This is a genomic window from Mucilaginibacter metallidurans, from assembly GCF_003286435.2.
GTDB lineage: Bacteria > Bacteroidota > Bacteroidia > Sphingobacteriales > Sphingobacteriaceae > Mucilaginibacter > Mucilaginibacter gossypii.
This window is the reverse complement of record NZ_CP043449.1, coordinates 4,447,450-4,467,996: the sequence shown is the minus strand read 5'-3', so window position 1 is coordinate 4,467,996 and position 20,547 is coordinate 4,447,450. Positions and strand designations below refer to the sequence as shown.

16 protein-coding genes are annotated in these 20,547 nt (G+C 43.3%); 6 read left to right on the top strand and 10 right to left on the bottom strand.

Translation table 11 applies throughout. From position 1 onward, the window contains the following. Nucleotides 1-46: 46 nt before the first annotated feature. Complete coding sequence (locus DIU38_RS18925; protein ID WP_112654843.1) at nucleotides 47-1,708, bottom strand: SUMF1/EgtB/PvdO family nonheme iron enzyme; 1,662 nt, start codon at nucleotides 1,706-1,708, stop codon at nucleotides 47-49. A gap of 242 nt (nucleotides 1,709-1,950) precedes the next feature. Between DIU38_RS18925 and porV the strand changes: the two genes are divergently transcribed. Together porV and ispF are read left to right on the top strand one after the other, a co-directional pair. Next, a complete protein-coding gene (porV, locus tag DIU38_RS18920; protein ID WP_112654842.1) occupies nucleotides 1,951-3,120 on the top strand; it encodes a type IX secretion system outer membrane channel protein PorV in 1,170 nt (389 codons plus the stop codon). After that, complete coding sequence (gene ispF / locus DIU38_RS18915; RefSeq protein WP_112654841.1) at nucleotides 3,120-3,602, top strand: 2-C-methyl-D-erythritol 2,4-cyclodiphosphate synthase; 483 nt, start codon at nucleotides 3,120-3,122, stop codon at nucleotides 3,600-3,602. Before porV ends, ispF begins: the two co-directional genes overlap by 1 nt. 330 nt (nucleotides 3,603-3,932) lie before the next feature. On the opposite strand, the gene DIU38_RS18910 is transcribed toward ispF, so the two are convergent. From DIU38_RS18910 to DIU38_RS18880, 7 genes are all read right to left on the bottom strand, one after another. Beyond that, on the bottom strand, nucleotides 3,933-7,214 hold the full coding sequence (locus tag DIU38_RS18910; protein ID WP_244311222.1) for a glycosyltransferase: 3,282 nt from the start codon (nucleotides 7,212-7,214) through the stop codon (nucleotides 3,933-3,935). Between the two features lie 239 nt (nucleotides 7,215-7,453). Continuing rightward, a complete protein-coding gene (locus tag DIU38_RS18905; RefSeq protein ID WP_243770706.1) occupies nucleotides 7,454-7,633 on the bottom strand; it encodes a FeoB-associated Cys-rich membrane protein in 180 nt (59 codons plus the stop codon). Between the two features lie 41 nt (nucleotides 7,634-7,674). After that, complete coding sequence (locus DIU38_RS18900) at nucleotides 7,675-8,868, bottom strand: hypothetical protein (protein WP_112654839.1); 1,194 nt, start codon at nucleotides 8,866-8,868, stop codon at nucleotides 7,675-7,677. A gap of 78 nt (nucleotides 8,869-8,946) precedes the next feature. Beyond that, the gene (locus DIU38_RS18895) at nucleotides 8,947-9,804 is read right to left on the bottom strand and encodes a type 1 glutamine amidotransferase (protein WP_243771213.1); all 858 of its coding nucleotides are present in this window, start codon (nucleotides 9,802-9,804) and stop codon (nucleotides 8,947-8,949) included. Between the two features lie 225 nt (nucleotides 9,805-10,029). Next, nucleotides 10,030-11,127 carry a carboxylate-amine ligase gene (locus DIU38_RS18890; RefSeq protein ID WP_112654838.1) on the bottom strand — a complete coding sequence of 366 codons (1,098 nt, stop codon included), beginning with the start codon at nucleotides 11,125-11,127 and terminating at the stop codon, nucleotides 10,030-10,032. A gap of 59 nt (nucleotides 11,128-11,186) precedes the next feature. Next, nucleotides 11,187-12,404, bottom strand: a complete 1,218-nt coding sequence (locus DIU38_RS18885) for an ATP-grasp domain-containing protein (RefSeq protein WP_243770707.1) — start codon at nucleotides 12,402-12,404, stop codon at nucleotides 11,187-11,189. 103 nt (nucleotides 12,405-12,507) lie between these two features. Beyond that, nucleotides 12,508-13,215, bottom strand: coding sequence for an alpha/beta fold hydrolase (locus DIU38_RS18880; RefSeq protein ID WP_112654837.1), 708 nt, complete (start codon nucleotides 13,213-13,215; stop codon nucleotides 12,508-12,510). A 164-nt stretch (nucleotides 13,216-13,379) separates the two neighbouring features. On the opposite strand from DIU38_RS18880, the gene DIU38_RS18875 reads away from it, so the two are divergent. From DIU38_RS18875 to typA, 4 genes are all read left to right on the top strand, one after another. Continuing rightward, entirely contained in the window at nucleotides 13,380-14,168 is a 789-nt protein-coding gene (locus DIU38_RS18875; protein ID WP_243770708.1) for an alpha/beta hydrolase, read from the top strand. Nucleotides 14,169-14,208: 40 nt separating this feature from the next. After that, nucleotides 14,209-14,424, top strand: a complete 216-nt coding sequence (gene vapB, locus DIU38_RS18870; RefSeq protein ID WP_112654835.1) for a type II toxin-antitoxin system VapB family antitoxin — start codon at nucleotides 14,209-14,211, stop codon at nucleotides 14,422-14,424. A gap of 113 nt (nucleotides 14,425-14,537) precedes the next feature. After that, nucleotides 14,538-14,807 (top strand): type II toxin-antitoxin system VapC family toxin, encoded by a 270-nt coding sequence (locus DIU38_RS18865; protein WP_112654834.1) that lies wholly within the window; start codon nucleotides 14,538-14,540, stop codon nucleotides 14,805-14,807. 91 nt (nucleotides 14,808-14,898) lie between these two features. Continuing rightward, entirely contained in the window at nucleotides 14,899-16,710 is a 1,812-nt protein-coding gene (gene typA, locus DIU38_RS18860) for a translational GTPase TypA (protein ID WP_112654833.1), read from the top strand. 32 nt (nucleotides 16,711-16,742) lie between these two features. Here the strand turns inward: typA and DIU38_RS18855 are convergent, their stop codons facing one another. Both DIU38_RS18855 and DIU38_RS18850 read right to left on the bottom strand, forming a co-directional pair. Then, on the bottom strand, nucleotides 16,743-19,553 hold the full coding sequence (locus tag DIU38_RS18855; RefSeq protein ID WP_167516225.1) for a S8 family peptidase: 2,811 nt from the start codon (nucleotides 19,551-19,553) through the stop codon (nucleotides 16,743-16,745). 96 nt (nucleotides 19,554-19,649) lie between these two features. Next, nucleotides 19,650-20,480, bottom strand: a complete 831-nt coding sequence (locus tag DIU38_RS18850; protein WP_091175858.1) for a M57 family metalloprotease — start codon at nucleotides 20,478-20,480, stop codon at nucleotides 19,650-19,652. Nucleotides 20,481-20,547 lie beyond the last annotated feature (67 nt).

Here is a 20,547-nt window from a genome sequence, read left to right as displayed (position 1 = left end):
GCCTCTCATTGCTGATAGGCCTTATTTCAAATTTCTGTTATGAAAATTATCTTGTTTTAAACGGCTTAGCTTTTTTAACCGGGTAATGTGGTTTGCCATTAGGGTTAATTTCAGGAGCGCCAACTAAGGTCATTGCACAGCGGAAACCAACCTCCGCACTCGCCTCGTCCTGATCCATAAAACGACGGGTAGCAGGGTTTAGCCAAAACGCCATATCGTTCCATGATCCACCTTTGTATACTTTAGAATGGTCGTTAACCAGGGTGGTTGTTCCGTAAAGAGCTTTATTAACTTCGTCTTTTTCGCCCCTCGCATCCGGGTTGTAAGCTTTGCCCGAGTTTTTAGGTAGCAATGAATCAGCCGGCAATGAACCTGTTTGAGGAGTAGTTGCAAGGGGCGCGTTTGGATTGGCGCTTTGCGCGACGGTATTCTGTTGCTGTAAAGCTAAAAGTTCGCTGTATTTTAGTTTCTTATTAGCATGTGCCGGATCTTTAATTGGCTTGCCGTATTTATCTTTTGCATAAAGTCCTTTGCTTGGATCTGCAAGGCGTTTGTTTGAAAACTCATTACCGCGGAAAGGGTTAAAATCTTCAAACTCCTCAAATGACGTTTGGCGGTAAGTATCAGCAACCCATTCGTTAACATTACCCGCCATGTTATATAAGCCAAAATCATTAGGTGCATATGAACGTACAGGGGCGGTAATGTCTGCCTTATCGTTCAGGTAACCGCCAACACCGGCATTGTCACCGTTGCCGCGTTTAAAGTTTGCCATGATCAGGCCGCGTGTTTTCTTTTTTGCCGAACGTACACCCATACCGTTCCATGTATATATTTTGCCATCATCGATGTTTTCAAACTGGGTGTTTCCTGCAAGGGCCAATGCTGCATATTCCCATTCGGCTTCTGATGGCAGGCGATACGCTTGTTTAAGGATCCCGTCTTCCATACGTACAGGCCTGACGGCTTTGCCGCCCTTTCCTGTACCTGCCTGGGCATTAGGGCTCAGGTTAGGCATCATTTTTTTACCATCTATGCCTGCCCCGGTCATCTGGCCGTTCAGGTAAATATCAGTATTAAAAGGCTGTCCGTTCGCTGCAATGCCGGCGTCACCGCCACCACCTTTTTTGCCCATATCTTTCCACGCTACCATTTTTCCGGTTTCGCGTAAAATATTTTCGTTGGTACGGTCGGTTCGCCATGAGCAATAATCCTGTGCCTGGTCCCAGGTTACGCCTACAACAGGATAATCCTGAAAAGCAGGGTGACGCAGGTAGTTATCTACATATGGCTCATTATAAGATAAAGGATGGCGCCAAACCAATGTATCAGGCACCGCATTGTAATATAACTCGCGATCCTGCGGGAACGTAATGTTTATCCAATGCAGGTAATCAAGCCAATCCTGATTTGATACTTCGGTTTCATCCATGTAAAAAGAGGGTACGGTAACCCTGCGGCGTACATTATTATAATCGTAAGTTATGTCCTGGTCGGCACTGCCTCCCATAACAAAAGTACCACCCTCAATAGGCACCAGTCCGGGTCCCGGAGATGGATGGCTTTGCCTGAAACGCTCATAACCGCCGTTGTTTTTATCGTTATAAGTTATACCCGTTTTTTGCGATTGCTCGCGTTTACTGCAGCTACTCATCACGGCACCTAAAGCCAACAATCCCAGAGCAGTTTTAGTAAAAAGTATTTTCATATTTTTACAGTTATATTAAGTGGTAAATTTATAAAAAAATGGATACAGTGCTTATGCTAATGAACCATTATTTAGAAATAAATACTACAATTATCAGGGGTTTTAACGAAAAATTAATGAAATTAGTTGCGTTGATTTAAATTTTTGATTTAACTTTCAGCAAAAGTGCGGACTTGAAAATGTGAAGCAAGTCATGGTCCTATATTTATAAAATACAAATTGTTAAAACCTAACTCCGACAAATGAAGTTTTTTACATTTCGAGGCCTTGCTATCATTACCCCATTTTTATTGCCACTTGATGCAACTGCGCAAACAAATCCTAACGGAAGTAATATCAATGCAATTCCCACCGAAGTGCCTTTTTTAAATATTTCACCTGATTCGCGTTCGGGGGCTATGGGGGATGCGGGCGTGGCTTTGTCGCCGGATGTAAATGCGAATTTTTGGAATCCGTCAAAGCTTGCATTTTTAGAAAGTAATGATGCCTTATCTGTATCATATAGCCCCTGGTTAAGGCACCTTGTTCCTGATATCAGCTTATCATACCTGAGTTATGCCCATAAAATTGATGAGCGGAATACAATAGGCGCTTCGCTCAGGTATTTTAATTATGGTTCCATTCAGCTTACCGACGATAATACAAACGACCAGGGTACTTACACACCAAACGAGTATTCGTTAGATGTTTCATTTGCCCGTAAGTTTGGGGATAATTTTTCGTTAGGCCTTACTGCGAGATACATTCATTCTAATATATCAAGTATCTCATTCGCTACCGGCTCAAGCCAGGCAGCAAAGGCGGGGAATGCCTTTGCTGCAGATGTTTCATTGTACTATACAGCGCCTTATGGTGATGGCAACACTTTTGCATTTGGAACACACATTTCAAATATTGGTACAAAAATCAGTTACAGCGATGTGGGCAACAAGTATTTTTTGCCGGCCAACTTGAAATTAGGTGTGGCTAACACCTGGCAGTTAGATGATGTTAATGAGTTTACAGCAACCTTTGACATCAACAAACTGCTGGTACCAACCCCGCCCCTGCGCGACAAGGATGGTAAGATCATTAAAGGCAAGGATGATAATGTATCGGTGCCGGCGGGTCTTTTTCAATCATTTGGCGATGCACCGGGTGGTTTCAGTGAAGAGTTGAAAGAGATCAGCTTTTCGCCGGGTGTTGAATATTGGTACAACAAACAGTTTGCTGTACGGGCAGGCTATTTTTATGAAAACCCTAACAAAGGCGACAGGCATTATGTTACCATGGGTATTGGGTTTAAGTACAGTGTTTTTGATTTTGATTTTTCGTACCTGGCAGCCAGCCAGCAAAATAGTGCCCTGGCCAATACTTTGCGCTTCACTTTGTCGGCAAATTTTGGCGGTACAACAAATGCTTCTAAAAGATAATGGGTAAAATTAAGGTAGGTTTTGGGTTTGATGTACACCAGTTAAAAAAAGATCATCCGTTTGTTTTAGGCGGGGTTAAACTTGAGCACCACGCTGGTGCCTACGGCCACTCTGATGCCGATGTATTGTTACACGCCATTTGTGATGCCCTGCTGGGTGCAGCAAACCTGCGCGATATAGGCTTTCACTTTTCAAATAAAGACGACCGCTGGAAAGGCATCAGCAGCCTGGTCCTTTTGCAGCATGTGGTTGCCCTGATCAAAGAAAAGGGTTTCACTATCGGCAATATTGATGCTATGGTATGCCTTGAAGCGCCAAAGATCAATCCGCATATTCCGGAAATGAAAACCTATATAGCCGAAGCGGCCGCTATTAATGAAGAGGATATTTCCATTAAAGCTACTACTAACGAGCAAATGGGTTTTATAGGCCGTGAAGAAGGTGTTGTGGCTTATGCAGTTTGTTTGATTGAAAGGGGGTAAGGCACTTAAATAAGGTCATTAATGAAGCTGTTCTCCATGGTTATACCTTTATTATAGCTTTTTTTACCACTATATTGTGTTTTAGCTCTTCAAAAAATTTTTCCAGCTCATTGACTTTATTCAGATTAACAATGTCTGATTTTTGATTGTCCGAGGCAATCAAAAATCAGATCAGTAAAATCGGTATAAGGTTTTAACTGTGTTATAACGTCTTTTCTCACAGATATAAACAACTGGTAGCGAACTAAAGTTTTTAGTTGGTTACCAATTTTGATGAGTTTGCACGCAGCAAAACTCAGTCTATGTATTTGTAAGCCACAGGCTGTTTGTTTAACTGTAATGTTTATACAACAAATACACAATAACCGCAACTATCGCCACGCCGATTACCATATATATCGGCTGTGCTTTTTTGTTTCCCGAGCCATCAACTTTCACATTACCGGTGCGCTTAAGCACTCCCCATCCGCTCAATTCGCCTTTCAATGCTTTTCGTAGCGATTTAAACAGCACGTAATACATTAACTGCCGCCACATAAAACGCTGCGGAATGATATAGATGAGTTTCTTGTAGTCTTCCTTTTCCATCCGGAAAGCGATGATACCCACTATAAAATCAACCACCACAAATGCTACGTAATAAAGCAGCATCTTTTCGGGTTTCTCACCGAACAGGGCGAATAGCATCATCAAGTCTGCCAGAGGGGAGAACAGCGGTAATATGATTTGGAAAATCAGGATGTTAGGCATCCCCACCATTCCAAAAAACTTGTACTTTTTGTTAAACAATGCATCCCGGTTTTTCCAGAAGCTTTGCATTACGCCAAAACTCCAACGGAAACGCTGTTTAAGCAGCATGTTTATCGTCTCCGGCGCTTCGGTATAAGCAATGGCTTCGGCGCAGTTACGCACTACGTAGCCTTGTTTCAGGATACGCATGGTAAGGTCGCAATCCTCGGCAAGAGTATCATAGGTGAACCCGCCGGCCCGGAAAATAGCCGATTTACGGAATGCACCAATAGCCCCCGGTACAACCGTAATACTATTGATGAGGTCAAACGCCCGGCGGTCCATGTTTTGCGCGGTGATATATTCTATCGACTGCCAGCGGGTGATGATATTGGTTTCGTTGCCAACTTTAACCGTTCCGGCTACAGCGCCAATTTCCTCATCGGTAAAGTAGGTCATGAGCTGGTACACGGCATCCGTTTTAAGTTGGGTATCGGCATCAATACAAACCACAAAATCATTTTGGGCATGGGTTATACCAAAGTTTAATGCTGATGCCTTACCTCCGTTTGGTTTGGTTAGGATCTTGATGAGCGGATTACCTTTATAGGCGGATTCTACAACCTCAAATGTTTTATCTTTTGATCCGTCATCAACAAAAATAATCTCGAATGATGGATAATCGGTTTTAAGCAAGCTTTGTATAGTTGCTACTGCATTCACCTCTTCGTTGTAGGCCGGCACAATAATGCTCACGGCGGGCATCACATCGGTATTGCGATCAAGCTTTTTGGATTTTTTATCCACACTTCGCTGCCTTACAGCCAAAATGCCAATAAGCACAATGCGGCCAATAGCCAGGAATATGGCCGACAGGAATATATAGATCAGCGCCCAGTTTACATAGTAATAACCATGAATAAAAACATCATAGGCGGGCCCGAAAATGCCTGTGCTTGGATCCGGTTTAATCGGCGGCATCAGGTCATCCTTAGTTTTGCCCAGCACATCGGCAATAGTGGTAAACTGGTATCCTTGCGATTTAAAGTAATGAATGATTGCAGGAAGGGCTTTAACAGTCTCTTCACGGGTATCACCGCCTGCATCATGCAGCAATATCATCGATCCGTTATCTTTTTGCCTTATGGTGCGGGCAATAATACTATCGGCAGTTACGCCGGGCTGCCAATCCCACGGATCGATAGATTCGCCGATGGTGATATAGCTTTGACGGCGGCTTTCTGCAACCGGAATAACCTCGGCAAGGGTTTGCGGCTCGGCATCGGCATTAAATGGCGGGCGGAACAGGATAGTGCTTCGGCCGGTTACCGATTCAATAAGTTTACGCGTGGAGTTAAGCTCCAGGATCACCCTTTTTAAGCTGATGGTTGAAATATCGGGGTGGAAAAACGTGTGATTGCCTATTTCATAGCCTTCTTCGTATTCGCGCCGCAGCAACTGTATGTTTTTTTCGGCCATGGAACCCACAACAAAGAATGCTGCCGGTACCTTTTCGGCTTTAAGGATATCTAAAATACGTGGGGTAAAATCGGGGTCGGGGCCATCATCAAAAGTTAAAACTACTTTCTTGGGAGCATAACCATACCTGCGGATCACATATTTAGTGGGAAGTTTTATATAATGCTGATCGAGAATGGTAAACGTAGATGTATCCATTTTTACATTAATTACCCCGGTGGTAGGCGTGGTAATGAGGTCAAGCACCTCGCCATCACCATCGTAGTCAACATTTACACGATTGTTTAACCCTACAGATGTAAGTTTCCGCATATCCACACCTGTTTTTTTTAATGAGTCTATCGACAGGTTTTTCTGGAAAAATGTCCACAAACGCGGATCTTCGGCACCTAAACGCCATAAAGCCACGCCACCGGTGGCCCAGTCGTCGGCCATGCGGATTACGTTAAAGTTTGTTGCCGCGTCTGTAAAGTAAATGGTATGGTCAAGGCTGTCCTTGTCCATATAAGTGAAGTGTAAATTTGCCGAATTTGGATCAAAGGTGATTTTGCTTTTTTGCTCTTCGGCCGTACTGATAGCCTGCTGATAACCTATAGTTTTACCTACACTGCCTTCGGGCCAGTCATAGGCGCCGCCTGCGAATGTTAAAATTATTTTTTCTGACGGAACTTTCGAACATACATCATCGAGGATTTGCTCAACCCAGCGCTGATTTGAAAGATCGCCGGCATTAGTTGCTTCATAATGTTCATCAATAGCCATGATGAACAGGAAATCGTTTACATGCTGGAGCTTTGTGATATCAAAACTTTCATCCTCCGGCACTACGTTTTGAGTAACCAGGAAACCTTTGGCATGCAAGGTTGTATAAAGCTCATTTTGAAAGGCTATGTAATTTTTACTGTTTCGGTCCCTTAGCTCATCAAAATCAACATTGACACCCTTCAACTTGTTTTTGGTAAGCGAGTTAGCTATGCTGTTAATAAAATTACTACGAAGTGTTTTATTGTTAACAATACGGTCTACATCTTTAGTATCATAGCCGCCATGTGTGTTGTTGTAGTTTACGTAGTTTGACAGTGATACAATAATCGGCTTGTTGTATTTTTTATTGAGGTTCATCAGCCCGGTATCGAGCTTGGTTACAACGGTATCAGTTTTAGGTAATATAGAAAAGCCTTCGCTCACTACCATATCCAGGTGGCCAATATTCACCACCAGCGAGTTATAAGCCTGAGGTTCCCACGCACGATAAAAAGCGGCGTTTATACGGTCTTTATTGTTAGGTTGTTTAAGCTGATGTAATTTTTTAGCCCTCTCAAGTGCTTCTATTTCAGATTTTTGAATTTTGAACGATTTGAACTTCGTTGACTTTTTTAATTGCTCGAGCTCCTCCCTGGTCATTTTTTTGGGAGCAGGGTTAAGATTGGGAAGCTCGGGTAATAGGTTGAGCGGATGGTAACAATAACGGCTATTATACCAATAATCAATGCAGCCAGTAGTACACGGCTCAACCATTTAAAACGGTTCCACCTACCGGGATTATCAGCCTGAAAAACTTGCTTGCTTGATGACATTAAGAAAAATTACTTTATTAAAAGTATAGGTTACTTATGAAGATTGTATGAAATAAGAATTGGGCATTATTTGGTGGTTTTTCCGGGTTCGATACCTGAAAAATCAACACCGCATTTGCAATTGCCGCCGCAGCTTTTTTTTGTAGTAAGCGCCCTGTACATCATACGGCCAATGTAAAAAACAGCGCCTGCAAAAAGTATCGCGATAATGATGATCTGCATATTCATAAAGACAAAATTAAGCATTATTTAATATATACGTACAGACAGGGTAATTAGTACAAAGTTTAACGGGGCATAAAAGCAACCGTGCCGCCAACCCAGTTGTAATCTTTATTATAACGTACGCCTATCATTTTTCCACGGCTTAACCGTGCAAGGTTTATTGCAAGTGTGGGTTTTTTATCCCCATCGGGCCAGAGATAAAGCAACCTGATCTCGGCCTTTACACCGCCTTCCGGCGATTGCACAACAGCCTCGTAATTCACCTTTTCCTGTAAGATCCAGTTTTCAGGATCTGTAATGGTTTCTATGTCTTCCTTACTAATATCGATAATCACACCCTGACCTGCAAAGGAGAACAATGGTTTAAGCACATAGTTTTCCAAATTAGCAGGGATTTGCTTTAATAGGTGCAAAAACTGAGTTTTGGGAATGTAATTGCCTGTTAAAAAAGGCATGGTGAATTTACTGACCCGATAAAACCAGTTGGGGTGTGTGATCCATTCAACCTCAAGGGGCTGCCTGATATCTGCCACTTTGGTAAAAATATCCGGATCACCGGCTATTTCATCAAAAATAAGGCGATTGTAGATGCGCTTAATTAGCTTCTTTTGATCGCCTGCCATGTAATAAAGCTTTTTGCCATCCTGGATCAGGTCGCTCAACGATACCACCGGCGTACCAATGTATTTTTGTGTGAGATAAAAATCAACTGCTGTTTTTTGTTCTGGGGCGTTTACGTCCATTAATACAACTTCATCGGACTGGTAAGGGCCAAGAATAGTTTTTTTGAGCAGATCGAGGTAACTTTCCTCCTTCAGTCCCCCAAAAAAGATGGTTTCATCCGCGGGGGTATCATAAACCTCCTGATAAGTATCTCCCAGATGCACCTGGAAACTGTAAAGTGAAGGAAATCCCTGCAATTCAATAAGTTTTGGCACGATATTACCCTGCTCATCTTTACAGATCCCAAAATCAAGTGCGATAAAATGAGGATGATCATTTTCATTGGATACCCGCCAAAAATCAGGGATGGCCCGTTCTGTAAGTTCTTTGAAATTGGGCTTGAGGATAGTATGAACAATATCATTGCCGGCGGAGATAAGCTTATCACGGAAATCAGCAGTTAAAAAAACGGGGGTTTCCGCAACACGGAAAGGAACGGGTTCTTTTAAGTCACTATTGAGTTTGCTAAGAAACTGGCTGTACTTTTCTGTGCTAAACTTTTCGTTGAATACTTTTCTGATTGATGGATTCATGATTAGCCCTCTAAATCTCCCCTTCATGGGCGATTCTCTTATTATGATTTAAATAAACTATTTATTCTTCTTTAACCTCTAAAAGCCCTCTGCTTTTAGGGAGGGTTGGGTGGGGCTAACCGCCATATCCAAAAAATTAGGGATCAGTGTACGCTGGGTATACGTTATTTTATCCGGATCGTCGAGGCGTTCAAGCATCTCATGATATTTAACTTCTCCGTGTTCGCTGATGACTTCGTCTTTTTTTTCTTCGCGAAGCAACATCCCCTTCATCCCTCCGGCATCGGCTTCGGGGTGAAATTGTGTAGCAAAGAAATAATCATTATACCTGATGGCCATCATTGCCCTTGGTAAATCAACATGCGGGCGTTCTTTTTCTATCGCTACCAGTTGCATGCCCAGCTCTTTAAAGCGTTTTTCATCCGGGTTGATCACCTGCCAGCTGCGCGAATCAACAGTGTAAAAAGGTTCGGCTAAACCTTCAAATAATGGCTCATTTAACCCAGGCTCAGTTTTATTTACCGGCAGTACGCCAAATGACGGGGAGCGCCGCATATTGATATCGCCCAGCTTGTAATGGCGGCACATTAACTGAAACGAGTGGCACACAAAGAAAACATGCTTTTTATTGCTGTTGTTGGACAGGTTATAATCTTCCAGCTTATCAACCAGGTTAAAGTATTTCTTCTCCCATTCGGTACCTTCTGTTTCCAATGGGTTACCCGGGCCTCCGCTTGAAATATAAATATCAAAACCGGTGCCCGGCATCTCGCATTTACGGCGTACATCAAAGATCTGGTAACTTAAATTTAAATTGTGTTCAGCCCTGTAACGTTTTAAAATATCCTGGAAACCACGCATTCCCTCGTTCGCTATCCCATCATACAAGTCAAGTATGGCTACTTTTATTTCCGGTTTCTCAGTCATCTGCTGCATCTTTCTAATATTATCCTTGCTTTAGGATTCCGTATTTACCAATTTAAAATAATTGTCATTTCGACGAACCAGTTGGGATTAAGCGTTGGTTGTGAGGAGAAATCTTATACAATATGCGCTGAGCAATTATGTATTTGTATGGTGTATAAGATTTCTCTTTTTCCCCATCGGCTCAGCCACGGTTGCTTTATCGAAATGACGTTGTTATATAGTCGCTGAGGGGGCTTACAACCCCTTCAATGTTTGTGAGGTGATATAATCCACCACGTCGGCAAAGTTATTGTTTTGCTGATAAATAGCCAGCTGCCTGTCGGCTCCGGTGCCATGCTCCAGGATATTGTGTACATATTGAAGGTCATCGCGTGAGCCAAGCTCATCAACTACATCATCTACAAAATCAAGTAGCTCCAAAATCAGCGAACGGGTGTTTACCTCCATTTCCTTACCAAAATCTATCATTTTGCCGTCGATACCGTACCGGGCTGCACGCCATTTATTTTCGTTAATGAGCGCGCGCGAATAGTTAATAAACTTCATGTTTTGCGCCCTGAGCTTGTACAACTTGGCACATAAAGCCTGGAATAAAGCGGTAAACGCAATGGTTTCATCAACCAGCATAGGGCAGTCGCAAATGCGGAACTCAATAGTTTCAAAGAAAGGATGTACCCGGATATCCCACCAGATTTTTTTGGCGTTATCAATGCAATTGGTTTTTACGAGCAGCTTTATGTAGCGGTCATACTCCTCGATACTGCTAAAATAATCGGGGATACCGGTGCGCGGAAACTTATCAAAAACCTTGGTACGGAATGATTTGAAGCCTGTGTTCCGCCCTTCCCAAAATGGTGAATTGGTTGAAAGGGCATACACATGCGGCAAAAAATAGCGCACCTGGTTGGCAATGTGAATAGCCATATCGCGGGACTGGATGCCAACATGCACATGCAAACCAAAAATGAGATTGGAGCGGGCCGCCTCCTGCATCTCATCCACAATTTCAAAATACCTGGGGTTATCGGTAATCAATTGATGCTGCCAGTGCGAAAACGGGTGTGTACCCGCGGCGCCAATCCGCAGACCAATATCACCTGCCAGTTGCGCTACCGTGGTACGAAGCTTACTTACCTCCTTGCGGGCTTCCTGGGTATTGCGGCAAATATGGGTACCCACCTCAACTACAGCCTGGTGCATTTCGGCTTTTACCTGGTCTTCATGGATTTTTTGGGCTGCATCCACAATTTTTTGCTCATGCGATTTTAGCTCCCGCGATACCGGGTCAGTCACCATAAATTCTTCTTCAACACCTAAGGTAAATTCGTTCATAATTGGTTAGGGTTAGTAATAAAAGCGTCATGCCGAAACAAGTTCGGCATGACTTAAAATTATTTCTTAGCTGCCTTTTTAGGCTTAGGCGCTGCTTTTTCTTTTATTGCTGTTGCTTTCGCAACAGGCTCTTTTACCACAGCGGTTTTTACTGCCGTTTCGTTCACTGCGGCAGCTTTTACCGCCGGTTTTTTTGCCACAGCTGCTTTTGCTGCGGGTGCTTTGGTTGTTTTGGTTTTCTTCGGTTTGCCCTCGTCTTCAATAGCATGGTCAACCACAGCCACGGAAACATCTGCTTTAACAGCCGCTTTTTTTGCAACTGCTACCAACGGCATTTTTGCTGCCGAAGTTTTTACAAATTCGCCCCAGGTAAGGTTGTCTAAGCCGTCTTTTTGTTTTTTTGCGCGTTCAATGGCATAATCGGCGGCTGTTTCAACCACCCATTCAAAGTTTTCCTGGCCTACGCTGGTAACTTCGGCGTCGGGGGCAGGGTTACAAAAATCAATAGCGTAAGGTATGCCATCGCGAACAGCAAACTCCACTGTATTGAAGTCGTAACCTAAGTATTGGTTTAGTTTTATCACATAATCCTTAATGGTGTCCAATAGCTTTTTAGATGCAGGTGCTTTACCATGCTCATAGCGCAGGTGGTGCGGGTTGCGCGGCTCATACTGCATGATGCGCACATGCTTGCCGCCAATGCAATAGCAGCGAAAGTAATCGTCAAAAACAATCTCTTCCTGCAGCATCATTACATACTGTTTGGTTTTATCGTATTTGCTGAAAAAATCTTTCTCATTTTCCAGTTTATAAACTTCTTTCCAACCGCCGCCGTCAAAAGGTTTCATATAGGCAGGGAAACCTACATAGTTGAAAATACCATTCCAATCTAAGGGGTAGGCCAGGTTGCGGAATGATTTATTGGTGGTATCATCAGGCAGTTCCTTTGATGGCAGAATTACGGTTTTAGGTACAGGCACTCCGATTTTTACAGCAAGAGCGTTGTTAAAAAACTTTTCGTCGGCACTCCACCAAAAAGGGTTGTTGATTACCGCTGTACCGCAAATAGCCGCATTTTTTAGGGCTGCGCGATAGTAAGGCACATCCTGCGAAATCCGGTCGATGATCACAGCATAGTCAAGCGGTTCGGCCTGCATTATTTTATCGAGCCGTACAAACTCGGCACTGATGCCTTTTTCTGCTTTTTGGTTTACACGGTCAACAAATGCCTGCGGAAACGAATCTTCCTGGCCGAATAAGATACCGATTTTTTTCATGATAGTAGGTGTTTATATGTTTGTTTTTCTTTGGGTTTCAGGTTGATGTAAATCTTGCTCTTTATTTTCCCATTTTAAACTCTTGCTTCTTACTCTCTTGTTTCTATTTAATCGTTGATAAATAATGCGGGAACATTTCGCGCCAGATGGGCCAGTCGTGATTGGCAAACGGGCGGATATCCAGCCAGTGTTTAATGTTTTTTTGTTTTAAAATGTTTGAGAGCTGGATGTTATATCCTTTGCATATGTCATAGTCGGATGTGCCGAGAACAATGTTCATTTGCCAAAGGTCATGATGGTTGCTGCCCGGCAAAAAATCGACCGGGTTGTTATAAAAAATGTTATCATCATAATAACCATCAGTAAACATTTTGATATCAAAAGCGCCGCCCATGGTAAACAAATGCCTAACCTTTTCAGGATGTTTGAATGCGAAATTGGCGGCATGATAGCCCCCAAAACTACAGCCGGCGAGAGCTACGTTGCCAACGCCTGTTTCGTGCATGGCCCAGGGGATGAGCTCGTTTACCAACATGCGATCGTACCCTGCATAAGTTTTGGCCCTGTCGGCCGGGTGAATGCTTTTGTTGTACCAACTGCGGTCGTCGATGGTATCGGGGCAATAGATCTTCACCAGGCCATTGTCAACAAACCATTTTACACTCCCGATCAGGCCAAAATCTTTGTTTTGATAGTAGCGGCCTTTGGTAGTAGGGAAAACGATCACAGGATAACCGCGGTCGCCGAATACCAGCATTTCGAGGTCGGTGTTGGTGTTGGGTGAATGCCAGCGGTGAAATTTTTCGGTCAAAGCTTGTAGTTTTTATAATGACTGTAAGTTAGGAGGTTTGTTTGAAAAAGGCAACAGCCTGATAATATTAATCCTTAGCCGCCAAAAAGTAAAATGGATAGCTTATTTTTGCGCCCTTAATTTTAATTTAGAAAGAGATGTACCCGGGCTGGCTTGATACTGAAATGACAATAACCGAACAAGAAATAAATATAACCTCTACACTGCTTGAGCGGGAAGTGACCTTAACCATCCTGAAGCCGGAAGACAGTGATATCGCCGAACCGCTAAACCTGCTGCTGCTTAATGACGGACAGGAGCTTGAAAACCTCGGATTAAAAACCACGCTCGAAACGTTATATAATACCAATCGCCTTAAGCCGGTGCTGATCGTAGCTATCCATGCCGGAGATAGCCGCCTGGATGAATATGGCATTGCCGGTAAACCCGATTTTAAAGGCCGGGGTGCCAAGGCTGGTTTATATACTCAATTTATAAAAGAAGAATTGCTGCCGCAGCTACAACAGCTAACCGGTTTTAACGAATTTGATACAACGGCCTTTGCAGGCTTTTCGCTTGGTGGTTTATCTGCATTTGATATTGTTTGGAATAACCCGGTGTTATTTGATAAAGCGGGCGTTTTTTCGGGCTCGTTTTGGTGGAGGGGAAAGGACCTTGCCAAAGGCTACACTGATGCCGACAGGTTGATGCACCAGGTAATACGGGAAACCAAAACCAAACCGGCTATCAGCGCCTGGCTGCAAACCGGTACCAAAGATGAAACCAGCGACCGTAATAAAAATGGCATTATTGATGCCATTGACGATACCATAGACCTGATCAAAGAAATGGAAGCCAAAGGTCTTAAACGCCCGGAAGAAATTCAATATGTTGAAGTAGTAGGAGGTACCCATGACACTGCTACCTGGGGCAAGGCGATGGCCAGGTTCTTGGTTTGGGCTTTTGGGAGATAACGTATAGTTTTTTTAAATCAGCTTAATTAAGTTTAAGAACATGGTTAGTGCTGCACTTATAAAAAAGCTTGATCAATTGCCCCCTGATTTACAAACTCAGATAGAGAAAGATGTGGATAGGCTTTTGAAAAAAATTACTAATGCTGATTTGGTAAACAGTGATCAAACTATAAGAGGATATGGAAGTTTAAAAGGGAAAATTTGGGTGTCGGAAGACTTTGACGAACCGCTTGAGGATTTTAAAGATTATATGTAATGCAATTGCTTATAGATAAACAAGCAATTCTTTGGTTTCAAGCTTCTGATGACAGACTATCTAAAACAGCCAAGCAATTAATTGAAAACCCCGATAACCAATGATATATAAGCATGGCATCACTATGGGAGATGGCTATCAATGTTTCTTTAAAAAAGCTTAATATCGAAATTGGTTATGGGAATTTTTATAGCTATTTGATAGGGAAGCAATTTGAGGTTCTTGATATAGCACATTATCATTTAAGTAAATTAATATCTCTGCCTCATCATCACGGAGATCCTTTTGACCGCCTTATTATCTCGCAGGCTATCTCTGAAAATCTTACGATCATTTCGGCTGATCAACACTTCAAAGCCTGCCCTGCAAGCGTACTTTGGTAAACTCAATGTTAATTGTAAACAATAACCGCTAAATGCTTTATAATCTCATAATTTAACCTTACCTTTGCGCCAAATTTAGAGAGGCATTTTCATGCAAAAAATCAGAAATATTGCGATCATCGCGCACGTTGACCACGGTAAAACTACTTTGGTTGATAAAATCCTGCACAGCTGTGCCATTTTCAGGGACAATGAGCAAACCGGAGAGTTAATCCTTGACAACAATGACCTTGAACGTGAGCGTGGTATTACCATCGTTTCAAAAAACGTATCTGTAAGGTATAAAGATGTTAAGATCAACATTATTGATACCCCTGGTCACGCCGATTTTGGTGGCGAGGTTGAGCGTGTATTGAAAATGGCCGATGGTGTATTATTACTTTGCGACGCTTTTGAAGGTGCCATGCCTCAAACTCGTTTCGTAACTCAAAAAGCTTTGGCTTTAGGCCTTAAGCCAATTGTGGTTGTAAACAAAGTTGATAAAGAGAACTGCCGCCCTGAAGAAGTTTACGAACAGATTTTTGAATTATTCTTCAACCTTGAAGCTACCGAAGAGCAGCTGGATTTTCCGGTTATCTACGGTTCATCAAAACAAGGCTGGATGAGCACAGATTGGAAAAAAACAACGGAAGATATATTCCCGTTGATGGATGCTATCCTGGAAAACATTCCGCCTGCACCTATCGCTGAAGGAACACTGCAAATGCAGATCACTTCGTTAGATTATTCATCTTTCGTAGGTCGTATTGCTATCGGCCGTGTTGCCCGCGGTACTATCAAAGAAAACATGCCGGTGTCGTTGGTAAAACGTGATGGCACTATCCAGAAATCAAGGATCAAAGAACTTTACACTTTCGAAGGTTTGGGTAAAGTAAAAGCTACCGAAGTAAAATCGGGCGATATCTGTGCTGTAGTTGGTATCGACGGTTTTGATATCGGTGATACCATTGCTGATTTTGAAAACCCTGAGCAATTAGAGGTTATCAAAATTGATGAGCCAACCATGAACATGTTGTTCACCATCAATAACTCACCTTTCTTTGGTAAAGAAGGTAAATTTGTTACCTCACGCCACGTACGCGACCGTCTGTACAAAGAGATGGAGAAAAACCTGGCACTTAAGGTTGTTGAAACTGAATCGCCTGATTCATACCTGGTTTATGGCCGTGGTATCCTTCACTTGTCGGTATTGATCGAAACTATGCGCCGTGAAGGTTACGAGTTACAGGTAGGTCAGCCGCAGGTTATCGTTAAACACATTGACGGCGTTAAATGTGAGCCGGTTGAAACCCTGATAGTTGACGTACCTGGCGAAGTTGCCGGTAAAGTAATTGAACTGGTAACACAACGTAAAGGTGACCTGTTGATCATGGAGCCAAAAGGTGATTTACAGCACTTAGAGTTTGAAATTCCTTCACGCGGTATCATCGGTTTACGTAACAACGTATTAACTGCTACTGCCGGTGAAGCTATCATGGCGCACCGCTTTAAAGCTTACGAACCATGGAAAGGGCCAATCCCTGGCCGTTCAAACGGTGTATTGATCTCGATGGAAAAAGGCAACACAACTGCTTATGCGATTGACAAATTGCAAGACCGTGGCCGTTTCTTCGTTGATCCGGGTGTTGATATTTACGAAGGTCAGATCCTGGGTGAGCACATCCGCGATAACGATTTGGTGATCAACGTTGTTAAAGGTAAACAGTTAACCAACATGCGTGCATCAGGTAGTGATGACAACGTTCGTATTGCACCGGCTATCAAATTCTCGTTAGAAGAATCGATGGAGTATATCCAGGCTGACGAATACATCGAAGTTACGCCGCAAAGCATGCGTTTACGTAAAATCTACTTAACCGAAAACGAGCGTAAAGTAAACGCTAAAAGGTTTGTTAATCAATAATTTTCAATAAACAAGTATATAAAGCCCTCCGGTTAACCGGAGGGCTTTTTACTTATCAGCTTACCGTTATAAACTACTTTGCCATTTAGTTCGATGGTATAAACATACACGCCTGCCACGAGATTTACGGGGATGGTGTTTTGTAGTTCATTGATGCTTTTAACCAGGGTTAACTTACCATCGATGCTGTATAGTTTAAATTCGTAATTATTGATATCGCCGCTGATGATATGGATTTGGCCGGCAACAGGGTTGGGGTATATAACAAATTGGTTGGGCTGTAAATAAACAGCATCGGCTATGTTGGAGTAAATGATATTGCCGTTAATTGTGGTGAGTTTTGCCCGGTAATATTGTTTGCCCCGTCGGGGATTATTGTCGGCGTATATGTAATCCACCGCTGTACTAAGCGGGATGGTATCTAAAGTAACGTATTGGCCCGCAGCTGTTGTTTTTTCCCAGGTGATGGATTTAAGATTATAAACGCTGCCCAACTGCAGGTTGAGCACAATGGTATTGTTAACCACGTTTGCCAGTAGTGTTTTTACATAGCAGCCAACTCCCTGCGTGGTAGCATTAATGGTATAACTTTTTAGGCCTTCAAAGCTATTACCTGTGGCGCTCACCGCAAAATAAGTTGAAGTTTGTTGTTGCGCGGGTATAATGATGCTGGTATCGGCTGTTGATACAAGTTTTTGAAGCAGGTTATCTTTAATTGTATAAATGTTGTAGCCTGTGCTTCCTGGCTGGGGTTTCCATTGCAGGAGTGTGCCACTGACGCAATTATACCCTATATCAAGTGTTAAAGGTTTTGAAATACTGAATTCCGCGCTGGTAAAAGTTTGACTCCCGATATCCATTTTAAGCATAGTTTTGGTAAAAACATCGGGCGTTGTCCAGGTATAATAGCGGTTTTTAAGGGTGGCATTATTAATGGCCTGCCAGGTTTGGCCATGATCATAGCTAACGCTTATTGTACCCGATGCGGTATTGAAAGAGCTTTGCCATCTCAGGTAATTATCCTCGCCGGCAAAAAGCTGGTCGCCAACCGAGGGGTAGATCCATTCGAACCGGTTTGATATAGTCTCCTGATGAGCAATATGAAATTTTTGAGCACTGTTAGTAATCCTTCTGCCTTTAACATGCACTATGTATGTGCCGGCTGCCGGGTTTTGTAAAATTACCTGTTCTGCATTGTTTAAGGTATCTGTTCGTCTTTTTGCCGGGGCAGATAACGAATCGGCAGAGGGGAAGCTGCTGAGCACCCATGGTAAAATTTGCTGCCCGGATGGTGTGGTGACAGTAAGATCGAGATCATTTACCAATGCCCATGGTGCATTAACAGCTGCTGCGGGGTCATTCCAGGCTAACGAAACTTTAAGCTCCCTGCAATTTACTGGGACAGTTATGGAATAGTCTGTTTGTGTAGCATTGCTAACCGAGCCGGTAAAAATGCGTTTTTCATTGATGGTGCGTAATGCTTCCAATGCATTCAACGAACCATAGCCTGTTTTATGGTTGGGGCCGGATGAGCCTGTTTCATCGGCCGAGTTAATGAGCACGCTTTTTATAAGCGCGGTAGATGGCAGTTGTTTATATTGTGTTTTATAAGCTTGTTGCAGCAAAGCTACCGTGCCTGATACCAGGGCTGCCGCGCCAGACGTGCCATCTTCACCATCCGCGATCAATTCGGGTTTGATGCGGCCATCGTATGCTGGGCCGGCCGAGCTTAAGGATTCGGGGACACCCGTCCTGCCGGTACCGCCAACCACCAATACATTTTTAGCCTGCTTAAAGTCGCCGGAGAGATTGGCTACCCCGCTTATACCGCTGTAAACTCCGCTTTCAGGTGCCGAATTGCCGATATTGCCCGATGAAAATACATGCACCAGCGAATCATTTTCAAAAATCTGCTGATCATAAGCGGCACTTTCGGCCCCATAATAATTTTCAATGCCGGTACCGTACGAGTGGTTTTGTACCGAAATTCTGAATGATTTAAAAATGGTAGTGCTGTCGGGCATTAATTGCGCAAAAGATGATGAGGTGAAATTTACCTTAGGAGCAACTCCCAAGCCTTTGATATATGAGTTGCCGTTGCCGCCTATGAGTGTTGCCATGGTGGTAGCATGGCCCGATGTGATATCAGAGGCTTTAAAGGATGTAAAGCTACGGCCTAACAGGTCGAGATCATTATCATAGCGGTCTTCTTTTACCGAAATGTTAATGCCGGATCCGGTTATGCCCGGAAAATTAGCCCCTATGGACGACATGGTATTTAAACCAAGATCAATATCGCTAATGGCAAGTTCTGCATGAGGTTGGCGCACTTCATTGGCAAATAAAATATAGTCCTGCTGAAGTAAGGCAGGCAGGTTTTCTAATTTAATGTTAAGACGTATTAGGTTGCCGGTTTGACCTGTAATGGCTCCGGATTGTTGGATGTGGTTGATAACCGTGTCATTGACAGCGGTAACGGCAACCTCGACGGCTTGTGTGCGTGCCGGATGCTGCTTCCAGTTCTTCGCAAGTTTATCCGAAGCTTTCCAGATGGGGGAAGCGGCGCTGTTATCTATAATATTAGCATCGCTTTTGACAGCCGAGGCTGATGATACTACATAATAGTTATAGGAAACCCGTTTGATGATATTGTATTTCCGGTTATCGATATGTGCTGGATCTTTAAATTTTACAAGGTAATACTGGTTGGGATTTTTTTGCGGAGATAAAGATGTTGCCTTATAAAGTGAAGCAATTGCCTCGTCGCTCATGTGTTTTTGTGACCATGACACTTTAAAGCATAAAAAAAGGAGTAATACGGTAACAGGTATTCTTTTTGTCATAGGCGGTAATGTGATCAAACCAATAAAGGGGAGCTGCAGCATCCCCTTTATTGATAAAGCTATTTAGTTGAAATGTAAAAACAACTATAGGCGTTATTAGTATAAATAATTTAAAGCTATCTGATCGTTGGCATTAAACGTACGGTCGGTACCGCTTGAGCAGGCTAACATCCAAGAGCCGGCATCCGCCTTGGTTGGTGTGCCCGGAATGTTGATAGCGCCTATGCCTGCCGAACCTTCGTTTACATGTCGGCCGCCGCAGCTGAACGCGCGGTTCATATAGTCGGTATGACGGAAACCGATACAATGGCCCAACTCGTGTTGAATAACTGATGTTACATAACCCAGATCAGGGTTTGTGCCATAAGCTTGTTCGTTGGTGTTCATCTGGATCTGGTTATACGGGTCGCCAGATGAAGTCGGGAAGCCTGATGAACCTAAGGTGATATAACCACCGCTTGGCCCCTCGTTAAAGCCGATGATGTCGATTGTGCCGCCGCTGCTAACCATTTGAAATTTAAGCGTGAGGTTTAAAGCATTGTAACGTGCAACTGCCGCGGTAGCCGCGTTAAGGTAAACAGTAGGCAGGTTTGTAACTGAGACGGTTACTGTTCTGGGCAGATTTTTAACCAGGTTTGTGGTACGGTACTGCTCAACATCGGCAATTCTTAAAGTAGGGCTGGTGCTTGCTTCGGCTAAATTGGCTTTAGTGAGCAGGATATCACCTTCAACAAGATAGCCATCGCCCTGCCTGCGCACTTCATCTGTGCTGAACCCTAAGTTTGTAATGCTTTTCAGTACATCATCCGGGATAGCGGTTGGGCTGGTAGTTGTAGTTTTTGCAGCCTTGTCTTTTGAACAGGAGAATAGTACAGAGATTCCGACAAGCACGCTTAGTCCGATCCCTAATAATAGTTTTCTTTTCATTGTTTTCGTTACGTTTTAGATGTAAAAGAAGAATTAATTTCAGCAGCCGGCCAGCGCTTTTAACTTA

What these genes read in the sequence shown, in the direction of transcription:
- DIU38_RS18925 (WP_112654843.1), bottom strand. Translation starts at nt 1,708, where the DNA reads ATGAAAATACTTTTTACTAAAACTGCTCTGGGATTGTTGGCTTTAGGT.
- porV (WP_112654842.1), top strand. Translation starts at nt 1,951, where the DNA reads ATGAAGTTTTTTACATTTCGAGGCCTTGCTATCATTACCCCATTTTTA.
- ispF (WP_112654841.1), top strand. Translation starts at nt 3,120, where the DNA reads ATGGGTAAAATTAAGGTAGGTTTTGGGTTTGATGTACACCAGTTAAAA.
- DIU38_RS18910 (WP_244311222.1), bottom strand. Translation starts at nt 7,214, where the DNA reads ATGACCAGGGAGGAGCTCGAGCAATTAAAAAAGTCAACGAAGTTCAAA.
- DIU38_RS18905 (WP_243770706.1), bottom strand. Translation starts at nt 7,633, where the DNA reads ATGCTTAATTTTGTCTTTATGAATATGCAGATCATCATTATCGCGATA.
- DIU38_RS18900 (WP_112654839.1), bottom strand. Translation starts at nt 8,868, where the DNA reads ATGAATCCATCAATCAGAAAAGTATTCAACGAAAAGTTTAGCACAGAA.
- DIU38_RS18895 (WP_243771213.1), bottom strand. Translation starts at nt 9,804, where the DNA reads ATGCAGCAGATGACTGAGAAACCGGAAATAAAAGTAGCCATACTTGAC.
- DIU38_RS18890 (WP_112654838.1), bottom strand. Translation starts at nt 11,127, where the DNA reads ATGAACGAATTTACCTTAGGTGTTGAAGAAGAATTTATGGTGACTGAC.
- DIU38_RS18885 (WP_243770707.1), bottom strand. Translation starts at nt 12,404, where the DNA reads ATGAAAAAAATCGGTATCTTATTCGGCCAGGAAGATTCGTTTCCGCAG.
- DIU38_RS18875 (WP_243770708.1), top strand. Translation starts at nt 13,380, where the DNA reads ATGACAATAACCGAACAAGAAATAAATATAACCTCTACACTGCTTGAG.
- vapB (WP_112654835.1), top strand. Translation starts at nt 14,209, where the DNA reads ATGGTTAGTGCTGCACTTATAAAAAAGCTTGATCAATTGCCCCCTGAT.
- DIU38_RS18865 (WP_112654834.1), top strand. Translation starts at nt 14,538, where the DNA reads ATGGCATCACTATGGGAGATGGCTATCAATGTTTCTTTAAAAAAGCTT.
- typA (WP_112654833.1), top strand. Translation starts at nt 14,899, where the DNA reads ATGCAAAAAATCAGAAATATTGCGATCATCGCGCACGTTGACCACGGT.
- DIU38_RS18855 (WP_167516225.1), bottom strand. Translation starts at nt 19,553, where the DNA reads ATGACAAAAAGAATACCTGTTACCGTATTACTCCTTTTTTTATGCTTT.
- DIU38_RS18850 (WP_091175858.1), bottom strand. Translation starts at nt 20,480, where the DNA reads ATGAAAAGAAAACTATTATTAGGGATCGGACTAAGCGTGCTTGTCGGA.